This is a genomic window from Variovorax paradoxus, assembly GCF_022009635.1.
Taxonomy (GTDB): Bacteria; Pseudomonadota; Gammaproteobacteria; order Burkholderiales; family Burkholderiaceae_C; genus Variovorax.
On sequence record NZ_CP091716.1, the window covers coordinates 171427 to 186507 of the forward strand.

The following is a 15081-nucleotide window of genomic DNA, read 5'->3' on the forward strand; positions in this document are numbered from 1 at the left end:
GCCTTGCGCGACTCGAAAAAAAGCCCGGGGCTCTCGCGAGCCGCCGGGCTTTTTCATGGAACGCCTGGGAAAGGCGAGCGGCCTGTCAGAGGCTGAAGATCTTCCCGGGGTTCATGATGTTCTTCGGGTCGAGCGCGCGCTTGATGGTGCGCATCATGTCGATGGCGCCCGCGCCCGCTTCGGTGACCAGGAAGTCCATCTTGTGCAGGCCCACGCCGTGCTCGCCGGTGCAGGTGCCTTCGAGCGCCAGCGCGCGGCTCACCAGCGCATGGTTCAGCTCCTCTGCCTTCACGCGCTCTTCGGGGATGTTCGGGTCGAGCAGGTAGCCGAAGTGGAAGTTGCCGTCGCCCACGTGGCCGACCAGGAAGTAGGGGATGCCGCTGGCATCGGCCTCGGCCACCGAGTCGAGCAGGCAGTCGGCAAGCCGCGAGATCGGCACGCAGGTGTCGGTCGAGATCACGCGGCAGCCCGGACGCGACTGCACCGCCGCGAAGTAGCTGTTGTGCCGCGCGGTCCACAGCCGCGTGCGCTCTTCCGGCGTGCTGGCCCATTCGAAGGCATTGCCGCCGTGGCCGCTGGCGAGTTCCTGCACCGTCTCGGCCTGCTCCTTCACGCCGGCGGGCGAGCCGTGGAACTCCATCAACAGCATCGGCTCTTCGCGCAGGTTCAGCTTGGCATACGCGTTCACCATGCGCACCGTGTTGACGTCGATCAGCTCCACGCGCGCGATCGGCACGCCCAGCTGGATGGTCTCGATGGTCGTGCGTACCGCGGCCTCGATGCTCGGGAACGAGCAGATCGCGGCCGACACCGCCTCGGGCAGCGGGTAGATGCGCAGCGTGATCTCCGTGACCACGCCCAGCGTGCCTTCGCTGCCCACCATGAGGCGCGTGAGGTCGTAGCCGGCGGAAGACTTCTTCGCGCGCGTGCCGGTGCGGATGACTTCGCCGGCGGCAGTGACCACTTCGAGCGCCAGCACGTTCTCGCGCATGGTGCCGTAGCGCACCGCGTTCGTGCCGCTGGCGCGCGTGGCGGTCATGCCGCCGATGGAGGCGTCGGCGCCGGGGTCGATGGGGAAGAACAGGCCCGTGCTCTTGATCTCTTCGTTGAGCTGCTTGCGCGTGACGCCGGGCTGCACCGTCACCGTGAGGTCGTCGGCGTTGATCGACAGCACCTTGTTCATGCGCGACACGTCGATGCTGATGCCGCCTTGCACCGCCAGCAGGTGGCCTTCGAGCGAGGAGCCCACGCCGAAGGGAATGACCGGCACGCTGTGCTCGCTGGCCAGCTTCACCGCATCGGCCACGTCCTGCGTGCTTTCGGCGAACACCACGGCCGAGGGCGGCGGCGCGTCGAAAGAAGATTCGTCGCGCCCGTGCTGCGTGCGTACCGCCAGCGCCGTGGAACAGTTGGCGCCGAAGCGGGTCTTCAGCCCGTCGATCAGGCTGGCGGGAACGTCGCGCAGATGAAGCTCCGGCATCAGGTGCGAGGTTTGGGTCGGGGCGTTCATCGGGGCGTCTCCTGCTGGGGGTGAGGGGGATCGGCCATTTTACGGAGCGAGCACCATAATGCGCTTCGGAAAAAACATGAACCCCACCACCCTCAGCGCCCTCGCGGCCTTCCCGTCGCAACTGGAGGCCCACTACGCGGCCATTCCCCCGGCCTTCAGGCACTGGACGCCCCCATCGTGGGAGGGCGTGCCCAGCGAGGCATTCACCGCCATCGAACAGCTCTGCCATGTGCGCGACATCGAGATCGAGGGCTACCACGTGCGCTTTCGCCGCACGCTGCAGGAGTCGCACCCGACCCTGGCCTCGATCGACAGCGAGCCGCTGGCCGCCGAGCGCAACTACGGCGCGGCCGACGCCGCGAAGGTGCTGGCCGACTTTCGCCTGGCGCGCGTGCAGACCATGGAGATCATCTCCAGCCTGAGCGACGCGCAACTGCGGCGCACGGCCGTGTTCGAGGGCTATGGCCCGCTGACCATGCGCAGCCTCATTCACTACCTCTGTAGCCACGACCAGCAACATCTTGCAGGCCTGCAGTGGCTGGCCGGCAAGATCGACGCATCGACCGTCGCGCAATAGCAATAGATAAGCAAGCAGGAGCGCCCATGGGCAACCGACTTTCCCAGATCGCCACCCGCACCGGCGACGACGGCACCACCGGCCTCGGCGACAACACCCGCGTGCCCAAGGACCACCTGCGGGTGCATGCGATGGGCGACGTGGACGAACTCAACTCGCACATCGGCGTGCTGCTGTGCGAGCCCATGCCGGAGCCCGTGCGCGAGCTTTTGGTCGACGTGCAGCACCAGCTCTTCAACCTCGGCGGCGAACTCTCGATGCCGGGCTTCACCTTGCTGAAGGCCGATGCGCTGCTGCAGCTGGACAACGCCCTGGCCGAGCACAACGCCGCGCTGCCTCGCCTGGCCGAATTCATCCTGCCGGCCGGCACCCGCGCGGCCTCGCTCGCGCATGTGTGCCGCACGGTGGCGCGCAGGGCCGAACGCGCGGTGGTCGCGCTCGGCGCCACGGCAGAACTCAACGATGCGCTGCGCCAGTACCTGAACCGGCTCAGCGACCTGCTCTTCGTGCTGGCGCGCGTGCTCAACCGCATGAACGGCGGCGACGACGTCTACTGGAAGAGCGAACGGATGGCGCGTGCTGCTGCGGCGGCAGCGCAAGACGAGGACAACAAGGAGTCTCCATGAAATTTCCGAACACGATCTGCAGCGCATCGCTCGCCGCGGCGATGGCCGCCGCGCTCCTGCTGCCCGCGGCTGCGCAGGCCCAGAGCGCCGACAACCCGCCCAAGGCACAGCGCGCCCACACGCTCAAGCAGCCGTCGCGCAGCGGCAAGGTGGTGGGCAGCGTGCAGCGCGGCGCCAACGCGGCGGGCCGAGGCATCGACCGCGCCGACGCGGCCACCCGGCGCGGCGTCAACAACGTGTCGGAAAAAGCCAGCAGGCCCGTGCGCAACGTGGGCGAGGCCTTTGGACGCAAGCTCTCGCCGGGCTCGAGCGGTCGCGCCGCGCCGCCGCCCGTGGGGCCGCAAGGCAACGCCCCTTAGGAAAGCAATACCGTCAATCCAGAAACACCGTGGAACCGGCTCCGCCGGGCCACTGGTGTTACCCCCGGAAGGGGGTTGGCGAAGCGACACGAAGTGCGCGAGGCCTGGGGGAGAACCAAAAATGGCAAGAAACATCGAGATCAAGGCCCGCATCGACAGCGTGGACCGCGTAGCAGCCATCGCCGCAACGCTGGCCGACAAAGGCCCCATAGAGATCGCACAGGACGACACCTTCTTCCGCTGCAACGACAGCGCCGATCGCCTCAAGCTGCGCACCTTCGCGCCCGACCGCGCGGAGCTGATCTTCTACCGCCGCGCGAACAGCGCAGGCCCGAAGGAATCGTTCTACCTGATCACGCCCTGCAGCACGCCCGACGTGCTGCGCGAATCGCTCACGCTCGCATGGGGACAGGCGGGGCGCGTACGCAAGCAGCGCCGTTTGTTCATCGTGGGCCGCACGCGGGTGCACCTGGATCGCGTCGAAGGCCTCGGCGAATTCCTCGAGCTTGAAGTTGTGCTGGAAGAGGGCGAGTCCGCCGACGCCGGCATCGCACAGGCGCATGCGCTCATGGCGCAACTGGGCGTGGGCACCGACCAGTTGGTGCAGGGCGCCTATGTCGACCTCCTGAACGACGCCGCCTGATCGATCAGCGCCAGCCCGCGGCCTTGAGCTTGTCCGCGAGCTGCTGCGCGATCTTCGCGTAGCCCTGTGCGTTCGCATGGATGCGGTCGGAGCGCAGCGACGCATCCGACAGCACGCTCGAATACACATCGGCGAGCAACAACGCCTGCCCCGCCTTCGACACCTCTTCATAGAACGGCGCATCGCTGAGCGAGCCGACGAATGCGCGCATCGCGTCGGGCGCCGGCGTGGCCAGCACCGCGACATGCGGCGTGTGCGCGCGTGCCTGTTCGATCAGCGCCGCGATGTTGTCGCGCGTGGCCGTGGCCGGCACGCCGCGCAGCATGTCGTTGCCGCCGATGGCGATCAGGATCGCGTCGTAGCTCGCGCCGTTCAGCAGCGTCGGCAGGCGCTGCAGCGCGCCCGCCGAGGTGTCGCCGTTGACGCCCTCGTTGTCGACCTGCCAGCCGGTGAGTTCGCCCAGCTTCACGGGCCATGACGCATCGGGCGGCGCGCCGTAGCCGAAGGTCAGGCTGTCGCCGAGCGCCAGCACGCGGGCGCCGGGCTTCAATGCGTTGTTTGAAGAAGCCTTGCGCTTGCCGCAGGCTGCCAGCGCGGCAGCGGCGGGCACGCCGGCCAGCAGTTGGAGGAGGTGTCTTCGCTTCATGCTGCGCGCAGCTTAATCGCGGGCCGAAGCCGTTCAGGCGCTTGCCCCTTTTCTCGGAAAGCGCATAAGCCTCCCCGTTTTTGTTCGTTCCCCGGCGAAGAGCGCAGGCGAAGAATCGCGGCCCTGCACCTTCATTCATCACCGACCGGGGTCCGACACCATGCCGCTGCTTTCACGCCACCGCTTCCTGCGCCATGTGGCCGTTCTATCCGCTGCCTTGCTGGCTACGCCGCTCGCGGCCCTGGCGGCAGCTGCCACGGGCGAGCCCGTGTGGTTCGGCGTGAGCGGTCCGCTCACCGGGCAGAACGCGCAGTACGGCGCGCAGTGGAAGGCCGGGTTCGATCTCGCGCTGGAACACATCAACGCGCAGGGCGGCATCCAGGGCCGGCCGCTGGCCTACAACTTCGAGGACAGCCAGAGCGACCCGCGCCAGTCGGTGGCCATCGCGCAGAAGCTGGTGAACGACAAGCGCGTGCTCATCGAGCTCGGCGACTTCTCCAGTCCGGCCTCGATGGCTGCTTCGCCCATCTACCAGCGCGCGGGGCTCGTGCAACTGGGCTTTACCAATTCGCACCCTGACTTCACCAAGGGCGGCGATTACATCTGGAGCCCGTCGATCAGCCAGGCCGACGCGCAGCCGCTGCTGGCCGAGCTGGCGGTGAAGACGCTGGGCTTCAAGCGCATCGCTGTGCTCTACCTCAACACCGACTGGGGCCGCACCAGCAAGGACGTGCTCGTGAAGGCAGCGCAGGAACGCGGCGCGCAGGTCGCGATTGCCGAGGGCTACCAGCCCGACGAGAAAGACTTCCGCTCGACGCTGGTGCGCGTGCGCGACGCCAACCCCGACGGGCTGGTGCTCATCTCCTACTACCCCGACGGCGCGCTCATCGCGGGCCAGGTGCGCAGCGTGGGGCTCAGGCAGCCCATCGCCGCGGTGGGGTCGGTGTATTCGCCGAAGTTCATCGAGCTGGGCGGCGCTTCGGTGAACGGCATCTTCACCAACACCGCCTTCTATCCGGACGAGCCGCGTGCCGAGGTGCAGGACTTCGTGAAGAGCTTCCGCGCGAAGTACAACAAGGAGCCGGACGCGTTCAACGCCTACGCCTACGACGCCGTGGTGTACGCCGCCGCCGCGCTGCGCCAGGCCGGCGCGAACGCCGACCGCAAGGCCGTGCGCGATGCGTTCTACAAGATCAAGGACGTGCCGAGCGTGATCTTCGGCAAGGCCAGCTTCGACGCGCAGACGCGGCGGATCATCGGCGTGAAGAGCGTGAACCTCGTCGTGAAGGACGGCAAGTGGGCGCAGCTGGACGAGAAGGCGGCCGTGGCTGCCGCCAGGTAGCCAATGAGCTTCACCTCCTTCTTCGACTACACCGTCAACGGCCTGATCATCGGCAACATCTACGCGTTGCTGGCGGTCGGGCTCGCGTTGATCTTCGGTGTCTCGCATCTCATCAACTTCGCGCACGGCTCGGTGTACACGGTGGGCGCGTACATCGGCTGGGCGTCGATCACCTACCTGCACACACCCTTGCCCGTCACCATCGCGCTGGTGGTGCTGGGCTCCGGTGCGCTCGGCATGCTGATCGAGCGCGTGGGCCTGCGTCCGCTGCAGGGCGCCGCACGCATCGCGCCGCTGCTGGCGACCATCGGCATCAGCTTCGTGCTCGACATCCTCGTGCAGCTGGTGTTCAGCCCCGACCCGCGCTCCCTGCCCACGCAGCTGCCCGACTGGCGCCTGCGGATCGGCACCGGCACCATCGGCGCGCTCGACATCCTCATCGCGGGCATCGGCATCGCGAGCGCGGCGGTGCTGTTCGGCTTCCTGCGTTTCACCAAGCTGGGCTGGGCCGTGCGCGCGACCGCGCAAGACCGCGACGCGGCGCAGCAGATGGGCGTGGACGTCGACCGCGTGAACCAGACCGTGTTCGCCATTGCCGCCGCGCTGGGCGGGCTCTCGGGCCTGCTGGTGGGCATGTACTACAACAACATCAGCCCGGCGATGAGCTTCCAGGCCACGCTCAAGGGCGTGGTGGCCACGGTGGTCGGCGGCGTGGGCAATGTGCCGGGCGCCATCGTCGGCAGCCTGCTGCTGGGGCTGATCGAAAGCTACGGCGTGGCCATTCTCGGCACGCCGTACCGCAACCTCTTCGCCTTCGCGCTGCTGCTGGTCATATTGGTGTGGAAGCCCAACGGCCTCTTCGGCCGCAAGCGCGCGCTGCCGCCCGAGCCGCTCACCGGCACCTTCATCGCGCCGAGCAAGCCGTGGCGCGTGCCGCCGCGCCTGCTGCTGGCATTGTTCGCCGCGGCGGCGGCATTGCCGCTCTTCGATCCGTCGCCGTACCTGCTGCAGACGCTCACCAACGCGTGGCTCTACGGCGCGCTCGCGTTGAGCCTCACGCTGGTGGCGGGCACCATCGGCCAGATCTCTCTGGGCCATGCGGGCTTGCTTGCCATCGGCGCGTATGCCTCGTCGCTGCTGGTGCTCGACCTGCACCTGCCGGTCGGCACGGGCATCGTGCTCGCGGGCATCCTCACTTCGCTGATCGGCACCGCGCTCATCTTTCCGGCGTTCAGGCTGCGCGGGCACTACGTGTCGATCGCCACGCTGGGCATCGGCGAGATCGTGGCGCTCACCATCCTCAACTGGGAAAGCCTCACGCACGGGCCCATCGGCGTGTCGGGCATTCCGCCGCTGTCGCTGTTCGGGCGTGATGCTTCGTCGAACGAGGCCATCTACTGGGCTTCCTTCGGTGCGATGGTGCTTCTTGCGCTGCTGCAGTGGCGCCTGCTGCGTTCGCACCTGGGCCGCACCTTCCGCGCGGTGCGCGAAGACGAAGTGGCGGCGCGCGCCTACGGCGTGAGCCCCGACCGCTACAAGGCGCTGGCCTTCGGCTTCGGCGGCTTCGCGGCCGGCGTGAGCGGGGCCTTCACCGCGCACATGTATTCGTACATCAACCACGAGACCTTCGGCTCGCAGATCTCGATCCTCGCGCTGACGATGGTGATCCTCGGCGGGCTCGGGAACATCAGCGGCGCGCTGCTGGGCGCGGTCGCGCTCGTGAGCCTGCCGGAGCTGTTCCGCGTGACGGCCGAGTACCGCATGTTGATCTACGGCGTTGCTTTGCTTTTACTCATTCGCTTCCGCCCGCAAGGCCTGCTGGGCACTGTCTGAAAGAACACCACACCATGAGCCACCTGAACGATTACCTCGCCGAGAAACGCGCCGCCGTGCTGGCGCGCAATGCCGCCGTCGAGGCCGGCACCGCGCAGCCGGTGCAACTCAAGGCCAGCGTGAAGGCCGAAGGCCGCAGCGGCGTGCGCCGCCTGCGCATTCGCGACCACCAGGTCATCAGCGACAGCCCGCCGGATTTCGCGGGCTACAACCTCGGCCCCAGCTCGCCCGAGTTGCAGCTGGGCGTGCTCGGCACCTGCGTCACGCACATCTTCCTGATCCATGCGGCCGAACGCCAGGTGCCGCTCGAGAGCCTCGAGGTGGAAGTGACCGGCATCATCGATCCGCGCGGCGGCAAGCCGGGCCATGAAAAGACGCCCATCTGGCCGCACGAGATCGGCTACACGGTGCACATCGATTCGTCCGCGAGCCGCGAAGACATCGACGCGCTGTTCGAGGCGGTGGAGCGCAACTGCCCGATCCTGAACCTGCTGCGCAATCCGCAGGCCATTCGCGCCGAGGTGAAGCTCGTCAACTCCAAGGCGAAAGTCGCCGATGCCGTCGCTGCTTGAGATACGCGGCCTGGTGCGCCGCTTCGGCGGCCTCACCGCCGTCGATGCCGTCGACCTGCATGTGGGCGAGGGCGAGCTGCTGAGCGTGATCGGCCCGAACGGCGCGGGCAAGACCACGCTGTTCAACCTGGTCACCGGGCTCGACAGGCCCGATGAAGGCCAAGTGCTGTTCGGCGGCGAAGACATCACCGGGCTGCCCGCGCAGCAGCTCGCGCAACGCGGCCTGGCGCGCACCTTCCAGCACGGGCGTGTGTTCGCGAACCTCTCGGTGCTCGACAACGTGCTGGTCGGCGCGCACACACGGCTGCGCGCCGTGAAACCACGCGCGGGCGGCGTGCCGGGCCTGGGCGCGCTGTCGGAACTCGCGCTGGCGCTGTTGCAGCCTGCCGCCGTGCGCCGCGAGGAAGAAGCGCTGCGCGAAGAGGCGCGCGAGATCATCGCGCTCTTCGGCGAACGGCTGGCGCCGCGCATCGACCACCCGGCCTACAGCCTCTCGTACGCCAACCGCCGCCGCGTCGAGATCGCACGCGCGCTCGCGCTGCGGCCGCGCCTGCTGCTGCTGGACGAACCCACGGCCGGCATGAACGAAAGCGAGACCGCCGAGATGCTGGAGATCATTCGCGGACTCAAGGCGCGTGGGCAGACCATCCTGCTGATCGAGCACAAGCTCGACCTCGTGATGCAGTTGTCCGACCGCGTGGCCGTGCTCGACGACGGACGCAAGATCGCGCAAGGGCTTCCCGACGAAGTGCGCAACGACCCGGCGGTGATCGAGGCGTACCTCGGCCATCGCCACGTGGGCGCGGCAGAGGCGGTGCCCGCATGATCGCAACCGTCGCCCGCTCGGGTCTTTCGCCTTCGCCCCTGTGGGGAGAGGGCCGGGACGAAGAACTGCCTGAACGTGCCGCCGCACCGGCCCCGGGCGAGTCGCAAAAGCCGCTGCTCGAACTCAAGAAGATCAACAGCTTCTACGGCCCGGTGCAGGCCCACTTCGACCTCGACATCGAAGTGCGCAAGGGCCAGATCGTGAGCCTGCTCGGCGGCAACGCCAGCGGCAAGTCGACCACCATGAAGATCGTGCTCGGCCTGCTCAAGCCGCGCTCGGGCGAAGTCAATTTCAACGGCGCCTCCATGCTCGGCCTGAGCACGCCGCAGATCATCCGCAAGGGCATCGGCTCGGTGCCGGAGGCGCGCCGGCTGTTCCCGGCCATGACCGTGCGCGAGAACCTGTTGATGGGCGCCTATGCGCGCGGCGACCGCAAGGCCGTGGCCGAAGACCTCGAACGCATGCTGGAGCTGTTCCCGCGCGTGGCCGAGCGCATCGAGTTCCAGGCCGGCACGCTCTCGGGCGGCGAGCAGCAGATGGTGGCGATGGCGCGCGCGCTCATGGGCCGGCCACGGCTCATCTGCATGGACGAGCCGACCATGGGCCTGTCGCCGCTGTATGTCGACAAGGTGCTGGAGCTCATCGCGCGCATCAACGCGCAGGGCGTGTCGGTGTTCATGGTCGAGCAGAACGCGAGCCTCGCGCTGCAGATCGCGCACCACGGCTACGTGCTGCAGACCGGGCGCATCGTGCTCTCGGGCCCGGCGCGCGAACTGCTGGCCGATGCGCGCATACGCGATGCCTACCTCGGCGGCGACGGCGCGGCGCGCACCGCTTCCTGATCCAGCGAAAGCTCACAGAGAGAACCCACACATGCCATTGAAACTCGACCACATCGTCATCGCGGTGCACGACCTGGAACGCACCATCGCCGACTACGGCGCGCTCGGCTTCCACGTGCTGCGCGGCGGAGATCATCCGGGCCGCGCTACGCACAACGCGCTGGTGGTGTTCGAAGACGGCAGCTACTTCGAGCTGATCGCGTGGCGCGAACCGTCACCGTCCGAACGCTGGTGGCAGCTGCTGCAGAAGCACGGCGAGGGCATCGTCGACTTCGCGCTGCTGCCGCGCGACACCGCCGCCACGGTCGCCGACGCGAAGGAGCGCGGCCTGGTGCTGGAGGGCCCGCTCGACGGCGGCCGCGTGCGGCCCGACGGCGAGCGCCTGCGCTGGCAGATCGCGCGCGCGCCCTCGGCCGACTTGCCCTTCCTGTGCGGCGACCTCACGCCGCGCGCGCTGCGCGTGCCCGAAGGCGAGGTGCGCGTGCATGCCAATGGCGCGCTCGGCGTGGCGAGCCTGGCCATTGCGGTGCGCGATCTCGATGCGACGCTGGCGCGCTACCGCGCATTGCTGGGCACGGTGCCTGACGACGCCGGCACCCACATCGGCGATCCCGTGGCGGTGCCGGGCAGCCATCTGCGCGTGGCGGTCGTCACGTTGGGGAGCAGCGTGCTCGTGCTCTCGTCCCCGCGCGAGAACGCGACCAATGCGGGGGAGGGCAGCGACACGCTCACGCAGCGCATCGCCGCGCGTGGAGAAGGGCCCTATGCGCTGGTGCTGCACACGGACCGTCCGCAATCGACCGGCACCTTCGACCTTGCCCGCACGCACGGCGCATTGATCGAGCTCGACCTGCCGCCGCTGGACCGGCATGCGAAGCAGGAGGCGGCCTCGCGAGGGTATCGGGCCGACAGCGTGGTGGGCGGATAGGCAGGCGGAGGCCGGCCGCTCAGGCGGCGCGTTCGCGCAACTGGAACACGTTGCCTTCGGGGTCATGGCCGTCGCAATGCCGGTGGCCGTTGAACGCCCATTCGGCTTGCGCCGGTTTCAATGCGCCGCCGCTCTCGGTCGCCAGCTGGCGCGCGTCGGCGAGGCTCGTCACCGGGAAGATGAACTTCAAAGCGGTGTTCTCGCGCAGCGCCGGCGGTTGCGTGATCTCGACCTTGGCGGCGATGGCCGGATTCATCGCGACGATGAAGAGCTGCAGCGCGGCGGATTCGAGGCTCGCGTGGTCGGCCTCCGTGTGCGTGACCGTCAGGCCCGCAACGCGCGCGTAGAACGCGCTGAGGCGCGCGACGTCCTTGGCATAGATGACTGCCGCTGCAGGGGCCTGTCTGGTCATTCGTTCTCTCTCTCCTCGTCGATCTTGTTTCGATTCTGCCAGCGGGGTCCTGCATGCCGTGTCGTGGTTCGCCGTTTGCAGGACAAGGCCTCGCGCGGATACCAGCGCTTACCTGATTTCACCTGACTGCGACCTGAAACGGTCGTTACGGACACATGCGAGGCACACAATGGATTCGTCTCATCAACGCATGGAGGATTCCAGATGAACATCAAATCCAAGAGCATGGCTGTTGCAGCCGCGGCACTCGCGATGTGCATGGCCGCCGGCAGCGCCCTTGCGCAAGATCGCCGTTTCGACGGCCGTCCCGGTCCCGGCGACGGACGCTTCGAACAGCGTGGTCCCAATTTCGATCACCGTGGCGGCCCTCCGGGCTACTACCGCGGCAACCAGGACTTCCGTGACGGCCGCCAGTTCGATCGCCGCGGCTTCCCGCAGCCGCATGCCGAATGGCGCCGTGGTGGCCGCGTGCCGCCGGAGTACCGTGGCCGCAACTACGTGGTGCAGGACTGGCGCGCCTACCGGCTGCAGCAGCCGCCCCGCGGGTATCAGTGGGTGGGCGTGGGCGGCGACTTCGTGCTCGCGGCCATCGCTACCGGCGTGATCGCGAACATCATCGCAGGCCAGTAAACAGACGCTGTTTCGGCTATTGCGCGAAACAGCCCTACCGAAAGAACGCCGCAGGCCGCAAGGCTTGCGGCGTTTTTTTCAGACCATTGCGGTGGGTGCCGACTGGGCGCAGACGTTGCGGCCGGTGATGGTCAGGCGAAGGCCGCCGCCGTGCCATTCGAGCCAGTTCAGGCTCACGTAGGCGTCGATGTCTGCATCGTCGATGCGGTCGGCCTGGCGGCTCTGCAGCAGTTCGACCGTGGCGGGGAGGCTTCGTCTGAGCCGTTCGCGACGCTCTGCGGCCTTGAGGGCGGCCCTTGATTGCTGTTGCTGCTGCTGCGGGGTCGATGCCATTGCTGATCCGTTTCCAGGAAGCCAGGGAATTAACCCGAATGTACGCCGCCTGTGTGAACCTGCATTCTTCTTTTTTAACCTTTCTGTCGTCCGTAGTACACACCCCCCAAACGGCACTGGACAGGCTCTAGATTTCGTAGTGCGAGGCTTTGGCCTCGTCGCCCAGGGCCTTTTCGACCACCGCCCGCGTCAGCGTGGGCGCGAACGATTCGATGAAGGCATAGACGTACTTGCGCAGGTAGGTGCCCCGCCGCACGGCCAGCTTGGTGAGGTTGATGCCGAAGAGCCGCCCCGCGTCGAGCGCGCGCAGCTGCGTGTCGCGTTCGGCCTCGTAGGCCACGCCGGCCACGATGCCCACGCCAAGGCCCAACTGCACGTAGGTCTTGATGACGTCGGCATCCATCGCGGCCAGCACGATGTTGGGCTGCAGCCCGCGTTGCTCGAAGGCCTCGTCGATGCGCGAGCGGCCGGTGAAGCCGGTGTCGTAGGTGATGAGCGGGTAGCGCGTGAGCGCATCGAGCGTCAGCGGCGCGTCCAGCAGCGGATGGCCCGGCGGCACGATCACCGAATGCGTCCAGCGATAGCAGGGCAGGGCCACCAGCTGCGGATAGTCGCCCAGCGCCTCGGTGGCGATGCCCACGTCGGCCTCGCCGTCGAGCAGCATCTGCGCGATCTGCTTGGGCGAGCCCTGGTGCAGGTGCAGTTTCACGTTCGGGAACTGCGCGCGGAATTCCTGCACCGCCACCGGCATCGCATAGCGCGCCTGCGAGTGCGTGGCCGCCACCGACAGAAGGCCGCTTTGCTGCGCGACGAACTCCTGGCCCGCGTGCTTGAGGTTGCTGCTCTCCATCAGCATGCGCTCGATGATCGGCAGCACATGGCCGCCGGGCTCGGTCAGGCCCGTGAGCCGCTTGCCGGCGCGCACGAACAGCTCGATGCCGAGTTCTTCCTCGAGCTCGCGGATCTGCCGGCTCACGCCGGGTTGGGAGGTGTGAAGGGTATGGGCGACTTCGGTCAGGTTGAAGCCGCAACGAACGGCCTCGCGTACCGAGCGCAGTTGTTGGAAGTTCATCTGGCGCGCAAGAGAGTCGGGGCCCCGGTTGAGGCCGACTGGAGATTCTCGGCAGAACTGCTTATTCGGGGAACGATGCGTTTGTTGGTTTCACATGAGCAAAACATCTTTAAGGCTCTGGATGCCGCTTCTGAAGGCTTGGATTGATATTTCGCACGACTGTGCTAAAGTTGGCGCATGGACGCCAAGACCCAGAAAAGCGAACTCACCCGCGCCGCCATCGTCGGCGCGGCGATGAACCTTGCGCTGGCCGAAGGCCTGGAAGCGATCACGCTGCAGGCCGTGGCCAGCCGGCTGGGCCTGTCCAAGAGCGGCGTGTTCTCGCGCGTGGGTTCGCGCGAGGCGCTGCAGAAGGCCGTCATCGAGGAATACGGCCGCGGCTTCCTGGCCGACGTGTTCGTGCCCGCCATGCAGAAGCCCAAGGGCCTGCCCCGGCTCGACGAGATCGTCGCGCGCTGGATCGCCCGCACCCGCGACGTCGAAATGCACACCGGATGCCTCTACATGGCCGGCGCTTTCGAATTCGACGACCGCGAAGGGGAGTTGCGCGACGTGCTGTTCGACGAGGTCACGCGCTGGCGTGCCGCGCTGCGCCGCACCGTGCTGCAGGCCGTCGAGACCGGCGAACTCAAGGCCGACACCGACCCCGCGCAGCTCGTGAGCGAGCTCAACGGCGTGATGATGACCCAGCTGCACGACGCGCGCTTCCTGCGCGATGCGCAAGCCGCCGACCGCGCCACGCAGTCCTGGCGGCGCATTCTTTCCAGTTACCGGGCCTGAGTCGTTCACGACGCAGGCGGACCTCTCACGTCTTCATTTGCCAGAATTTCGCACACCTGTGCGATAAATAGGAGAAGCACCATGCTGATCATTGCCCTCTTTCTTGCCGCCTACGCGCTCGTCGTAGGCGCCCGGTGCCTTCGCGACACCCTGCGCAGCCTGCCTCGCAGCAACCGCGACTGGGTCTGGTACTGAACCCCAGAAGGAATCGCACGCCATGACGAGCACTTCCAGCACCACCTCCACCGCCGGCCACGCCGCGCAGTCGAACTACTACCGGCCCGGCCGGGTGATGCGCGCGCTGCGCTTCGCCCTGACCACATCGCAGCGCCTGTGGCCCGCGCTGGGCGTGCGGGCCGCCTACCGCCTCTTCGGCACGCCGCTGCCGCCCAAGTGGCTCTACCGTGCGCAAGGCCCCGGCGCCGAGTGGCGGCGCGAGGGCTGGGCCTTCGAGGACGCGGGCGTCGGCATCTACCACCTGGCCGCGCAGGACTCGGGGGCCGAATCGGCGCCCGTGGTGCTGCTGGTGCACGGCTGGGGCGGCCATGCCGGGCAGATGCTGCCGCTGGCCCAGGCGGTGGCCGATGCGGGCCTTAGGCCCGTGCTGCTCGAATTGCCCGCGCATGGCCGCAGCGCCGGCACGATGAGCAACTCGCCGCAGTTCGCACGGGCCATCGCGTATGTCGCGGCGCGGCTCGCGGCCGATGGGCATGCACTGCGCGCGGCCGTCGCGCATTCGCTGGGCGCCAACGGCCTGGCGCTCGCGGCGGCGCGCGGCTTGCCGGCGCAGCGGCTCGTGCTGCTGGCGCCGCCGGCATCGCCGCGCGAATACACGCGCTACTTCGCGCACACCTTCGGCCTCAGCGAGACCACGCGCCTTGCGATGCAGCGGCTGTTCGAATCACGCGAGGGCGTTCTGATGCCCCAGCTGGAGCCCGCCGCCGTGGGGCCGCGCATCGGGCAGCGCACGCTGATCGTGCACGACAGGGACGACCGCGTGAACCGTTTTGCCGATGCAGAGGCGTACCGCGATGCGATCCGCGGCGCGCAGTTGATGGAAACGCAGGGCTGGGGCCACCGCCGCATCCTCAAGGAGACCGAGGTGCTGGCGCGTGTCGTGCGCTTCGTGACGGCGCCCGACTGAAGGCTC

At 68.0% G+C, this 15081-nt stretch carries 18 protein-coding genes; 13 read left to right on the forward strand and 5 right to left on the reverse strand.

Annotation, left to right across the window (positions count from 1 at the left end):
• Nucleotides 1-85: 85 nt before the first annotated feature.
• On the reverse strand, nucleotides 86-1510 hold the full coding sequence (locus tag L3V85_RS00925) for an FAD-binding oxidoreductase (protein WP_237677565.1): 1425 nt from the start codon (nucleotides 1508-1510) through the stop codon (nucleotides 86-88).
• Nucleotides 1511-1586: 76 nt separating this feature from the next.
• Between L3V85_RS00925 and L3V85_RS00930 the strand changes: the two genes are divergently transcribed.
• The 4 genes from L3V85_RS00930 (at nucleotide 1587) to L3V85_RS00945 (ending at nucleotide 3715) form a co-directional block, all read left to right on the forward strand.
• Nucleotides 1587-2087, forward strand: a complete 501-nt coding sequence (locus L3V85_RS00930; RefSeq protein WP_237677566.1) for a DinB family protein — start codon at nucleotides 1587-1589, stop codon at nucleotides 2085-2087.
• Between the two features lie 26 nt (nucleotides 2088-2113).
• Nucleotides 2114-2713, forward strand: a complete 600-nt coding sequence (locus L3V85_RS00935) for a cob(I)yrinic acid a,c-diamide adenosyltransferase (protein ID WP_237677567.1) — start codon at nucleotides 2114-2116, stop codon at nucleotides 2711-2713.
• Nucleotides 2710-3072, forward strand: a complete 363-nt coding sequence (locus L3V85_RS00940; RefSeq protein ID WP_237677568.1) for a hypothetical protein — start codon at nucleotides 2710-2712, stop codon at nucleotides 3070-3072. The genes L3V85_RS00935 and L3V85_RS00940 overlap by 4 nt, the downstream gene beginning before the upstream one ends.
• A 121-nt stretch (nucleotides 3073-3193) precedes the next feature.
• On the forward strand, nucleotides 3194-3715 hold the full coding sequence (locus L3V85_RS00945) for a class IV adenylate cyclase (protein WP_237677569.1): 522 nt from the start codon (nucleotides 3194-3196) through the stop codon (nucleotides 3713-3715).
• 4 nt (nucleotides 3716-3719) lie between these two features.
• On the opposite strand, the gene L3V85_RS00950 is transcribed toward L3V85_RS00945, so the two are convergent.
• On the reverse strand, nucleotides 3720-4361 hold the full coding sequence (locus tag L3V85_RS00950) for a GDSL-type esterase/lipase family protein (RefSeq protein ID WP_237677570.1): 642 nt from the start codon (nucleotides 4359-4361) through the stop codon (nucleotides 3720-3722).
• Between the two features lie 160 nt (nucleotides 4362-4521).
• On the opposite strand from L3V85_RS00950, the gene L3V85_RS00955 reads away from it, so the two are divergent.
• From L3V85_RS00955 to L3V85_RS00980, 6 genes are read left to right on the forward strand one after another with little or no spacing between them, the layout of a single operon-like run.
• The gene (locus L3V85_RS00955) at nucleotides 4522-5703 is read left to right on the forward strand and encodes an ABC transporter substrate-binding protein (RefSeq protein ID WP_237677571.1); all 1182 of its coding nucleotides are present in this window, start codon (nucleotides 4522-4524) and stop codon (nucleotides 5701-5703) included.
• Nucleotides 5704-5706: 3 nt separating this feature from the next.
• On the forward strand, nucleotides 5707-7536 hold the full coding sequence (locus tag L3V85_RS00960) for an ABC transporter permease (protein ID WP_237677572.1): 1830 nt from the start codon (nucleotides 5707-5709) through the stop codon (nucleotides 7534-7536).
• A gap of 14 nt (nucleotides 7537-7550) precedes the next feature.
• Nucleotides 7551-8108, forward strand: a complete 558-nt coding sequence (locus tag L3V85_RS00965) for an OsmC family protein (protein ID WP_237677573.1) — start codon at nucleotides 7551-7553, stop codon at nucleotides 8106-8108.
• On the forward strand, nucleotides 8092-8934 hold the full coding sequence (locus L3V85_RS00970; protein WP_237677574.1) for an ABC transporter ATP-binding protein: 843 nt from the start codon (nucleotides 8092-8094) through the stop codon (nucleotides 8932-8934). The genes L3V85_RS00965 and L3V85_RS00970 overlap by 17 nt, the downstream gene beginning before the upstream one ends.
• On the forward strand, nucleotides 8931-9776 hold the full coding sequence (locus L3V85_RS00975; RefSeq protein ID WP_237677575.1) for an ABC transporter ATP-binding protein: 846 nt from the start codon (nucleotides 8931-8933) through the stop codon (nucleotides 9774-9776). Before L3V85_RS00970 ends, L3V85_RS00975 begins: the two co-directional genes overlap by 4 nt.
• Nucleotides 9777-9807: 31 nt before the next feature.
• A complete protein-coding gene (locus L3V85_RS00980; RefSeq protein ID WP_237677576.1) occupies nucleotides 9808-10704 on the forward strand; it encodes a VOC family protein in 897 nt (298 codons plus the stop codon).
• A 19-nt stretch (nucleotides 10705-10723) separates the two neighbouring features.
• Here L3V85_RS00980 and L3V85_RS00985 read toward each other — a convergent pair whose 3' ends face one another.
• Complete coding sequence (locus L3V85_RS00985; RefSeq protein WP_237677577.1) at nucleotides 10724-11116, reverse strand: VOC family protein; 393 nt, start codon at nucleotides 11114-11116, stop codon at nucleotides 10724-10726.
• Between the two features lie 204 nt (nucleotides 11117-11320).
• Here L3V85_RS00985 and L3V85_RS00990 point away from each other — a divergent pair, with 204 nt between their 5' ends.
• A complete protein-coding gene (locus L3V85_RS00990) occupies nucleotides 11321-11746 on the forward strand; it encodes an RcnB family protein (RefSeq protein WP_237677578.1) in 426 nt (141 codons plus the stop codon).
• A gap of 78 nt (nucleotides 11747-11824) precedes the next feature.
• Here the strand turns inward: L3V85_RS00990 and L3V85_RS00995 are convergent, their stop codons facing one another.
• Together L3V85_RS00995 and L3V85_RS01000 are read right to left on the reverse strand one after the other, a co-directional pair.
• Nucleotides 11825-12079 (reverse strand): hypothetical protein, encoded by a 255-nt coding sequence (locus tag L3V85_RS00995; protein WP_237677579.1) that lies wholly within the window; start codon nucleotides 12077-12079, stop codon nucleotides 11825-11827.
• Nucleotides 12080-12206: 127 nt separating this feature from the next.
• Nucleotides 12207-13151, reverse strand: coding sequence for a CysB family HTH-type transcriptional regulator (locus tag L3V85_RS01000; RefSeq protein WP_237677580.1), 945 nt, complete (start codon nucleotides 13149-13151; stop codon nucleotides 12207-12209).
• A gap of 177 nt (nucleotides 13152-13328) precedes the next feature.
• Between L3V85_RS01000 and L3V85_RS01005 the strand changes: the two genes are divergently transcribed.
• Nucleotides 13329-13931 (forward strand): TetR/AcrR family transcriptional regulator, encoded by a 603-nt coding sequence (locus tag L3V85_RS01005; RefSeq protein ID WP_237677581.1) that lies wholly within the window; start codon nucleotides 13329-13331, stop codon nucleotides 13929-13931.
• 217 nt (nucleotides 13932-14148) lie between these two features.
• Nucleotides 14149-15075 carry an alpha/beta fold hydrolase gene (locus L3V85_RS01010; protein ID WP_237677582.1) on the forward strand — a complete coding sequence of 309 codons (927 nt, stop codon included), beginning with the start codon at nucleotides 14149-14151 and terminating at the stop codon, nucleotides 15073-15075.
• The last annotated feature ends 6 nt before the right edge of the window (nucleotides 15076-15081 follow it).

Excerpts from the sequence above, each read along its gene's own strand:
- L3V85_RS00975 (WP_237677575.1), top strand. The coding sequence starts at position 8,931 with ATGATCGCAACCGTCGCCCGCTCGGGTCTTTCGCCTTCGCCCCTGTGG.
- L3V85_RS01010 (WP_237677582.1), top strand. The coding sequence starts at position 14,149 with ATGACGAGCACTTCCAGCACCACCTCCACCGCCGGCCACGCCGCGCAG.
- L3V85_RS00940 (WP_237677568.1), top strand. The coding sequence starts at position 2,710 with ATGAAATTTCCGAACACGATCTGCAGCGCATCGCTCGCCGCGGCGATG.
- L3V85_RS01005 (WP_237677581.1), top strand. The coding sequence starts at position 13,329 with ATGGACGCCAAGACCCAGAAAAGCGAACTCACCCGCGCCGCCATCGTC.
- L3V85_RS01000 (WP_237677580.1), bottom strand. The coding sequence starts at position 13,151 with ATGAACTTCCAACAACTGCGCTCGGTACGCGAGGCCGTTCGTTGCGGC.
- L3V85_RS00935 (WP_237677567.1), top strand. The coding sequence starts at position 2,114 with ATGGGCAACCGACTTTCCCAGATCGCCACCCGCACCGGCGACGACGGC.
- L3V85_RS00980 (WP_237677576.1), top strand. The coding sequence starts at position 9,808 with ATGCCATTGAAACTCGACCACATCGTCATCGCGGTGCACGACCTGGAA.
- L3V85_RS00985 (WP_237677577.1), bottom strand. The coding sequence starts at position 11,116 with ATGACCAGACAGGCCCCTGCAGCGGCAGTCATCTATGCCAAGGACGTC.
- L3V85_RS00995 (WP_237677579.1), bottom strand. The coding sequence starts at position 12,079 with ATGGCATCGACCCCGCAGCAGCAGCAACAGCAATCAAGGGCCGCCCTC.
- L3V85_RS00965 (WP_237677573.1), top strand. The coding sequence starts at position 7,551 with ATGAGCCACCTGAACGATTACCTCGCCGAGAAACGCGCCGCCGTGCTG.
- L3V85_RS00970 (WP_237677574.1), top strand. The coding sequence starts at position 8,092 with ATGCCGTCGCTGCTTGAGATACGCGGCCTGGTGCGCCGCTTCGGCGGC.
- L3V85_RS00945 (WP_237677569.1), top strand. The coding sequence starts at position 3,194 with ATGGCAAGAAACATCGAGATCAAGGCCCGCATCGACAGCGTGGACCGC.
- L3V85_RS00925 (WP_237677565.1), bottom strand. The coding sequence starts at position 1,510 with ATGAACGCCCCGACCCAAACCTCGCACCTGATGCCGGAGCTTCATCTG.
- L3V85_RS00960 (WP_237677572.1), top strand. The coding sequence starts at position 5,707 with ATGAGCTTCACCTCCTTCTTCGACTACACCGTCAACGGCCTGATCATC.
- L3V85_RS00950 (WP_237677570.1), bottom strand. The coding sequence starts at position 4,361 with ATGAAGCGAAGACACCTCCTCCAACTGCTGGCCGGCGTGCCCGCCGCT.
- L3V85_RS00955 (WP_237677571.1), top strand. The coding sequence starts at position 4,522 with ATGCCGCTGCTTTCACGCCACCGCTTCCTGCGCCATGTGGCCGTTCTA.
- L3V85_RS00990 (WP_237677578.1), top strand. The coding sequence starts at position 11,321 with ATGAACATCAAATCCAAGAGCATGGCTGTTGCAGCCGCGGCACTCGCG.
- L3V85_RS00930 (WP_237677566.1), top strand. The coding sequence starts at position 1,587 with ATGAACCCCACCACCCTCAGCGCCCTCGCGGCCTTCCCGTCGCAACTG.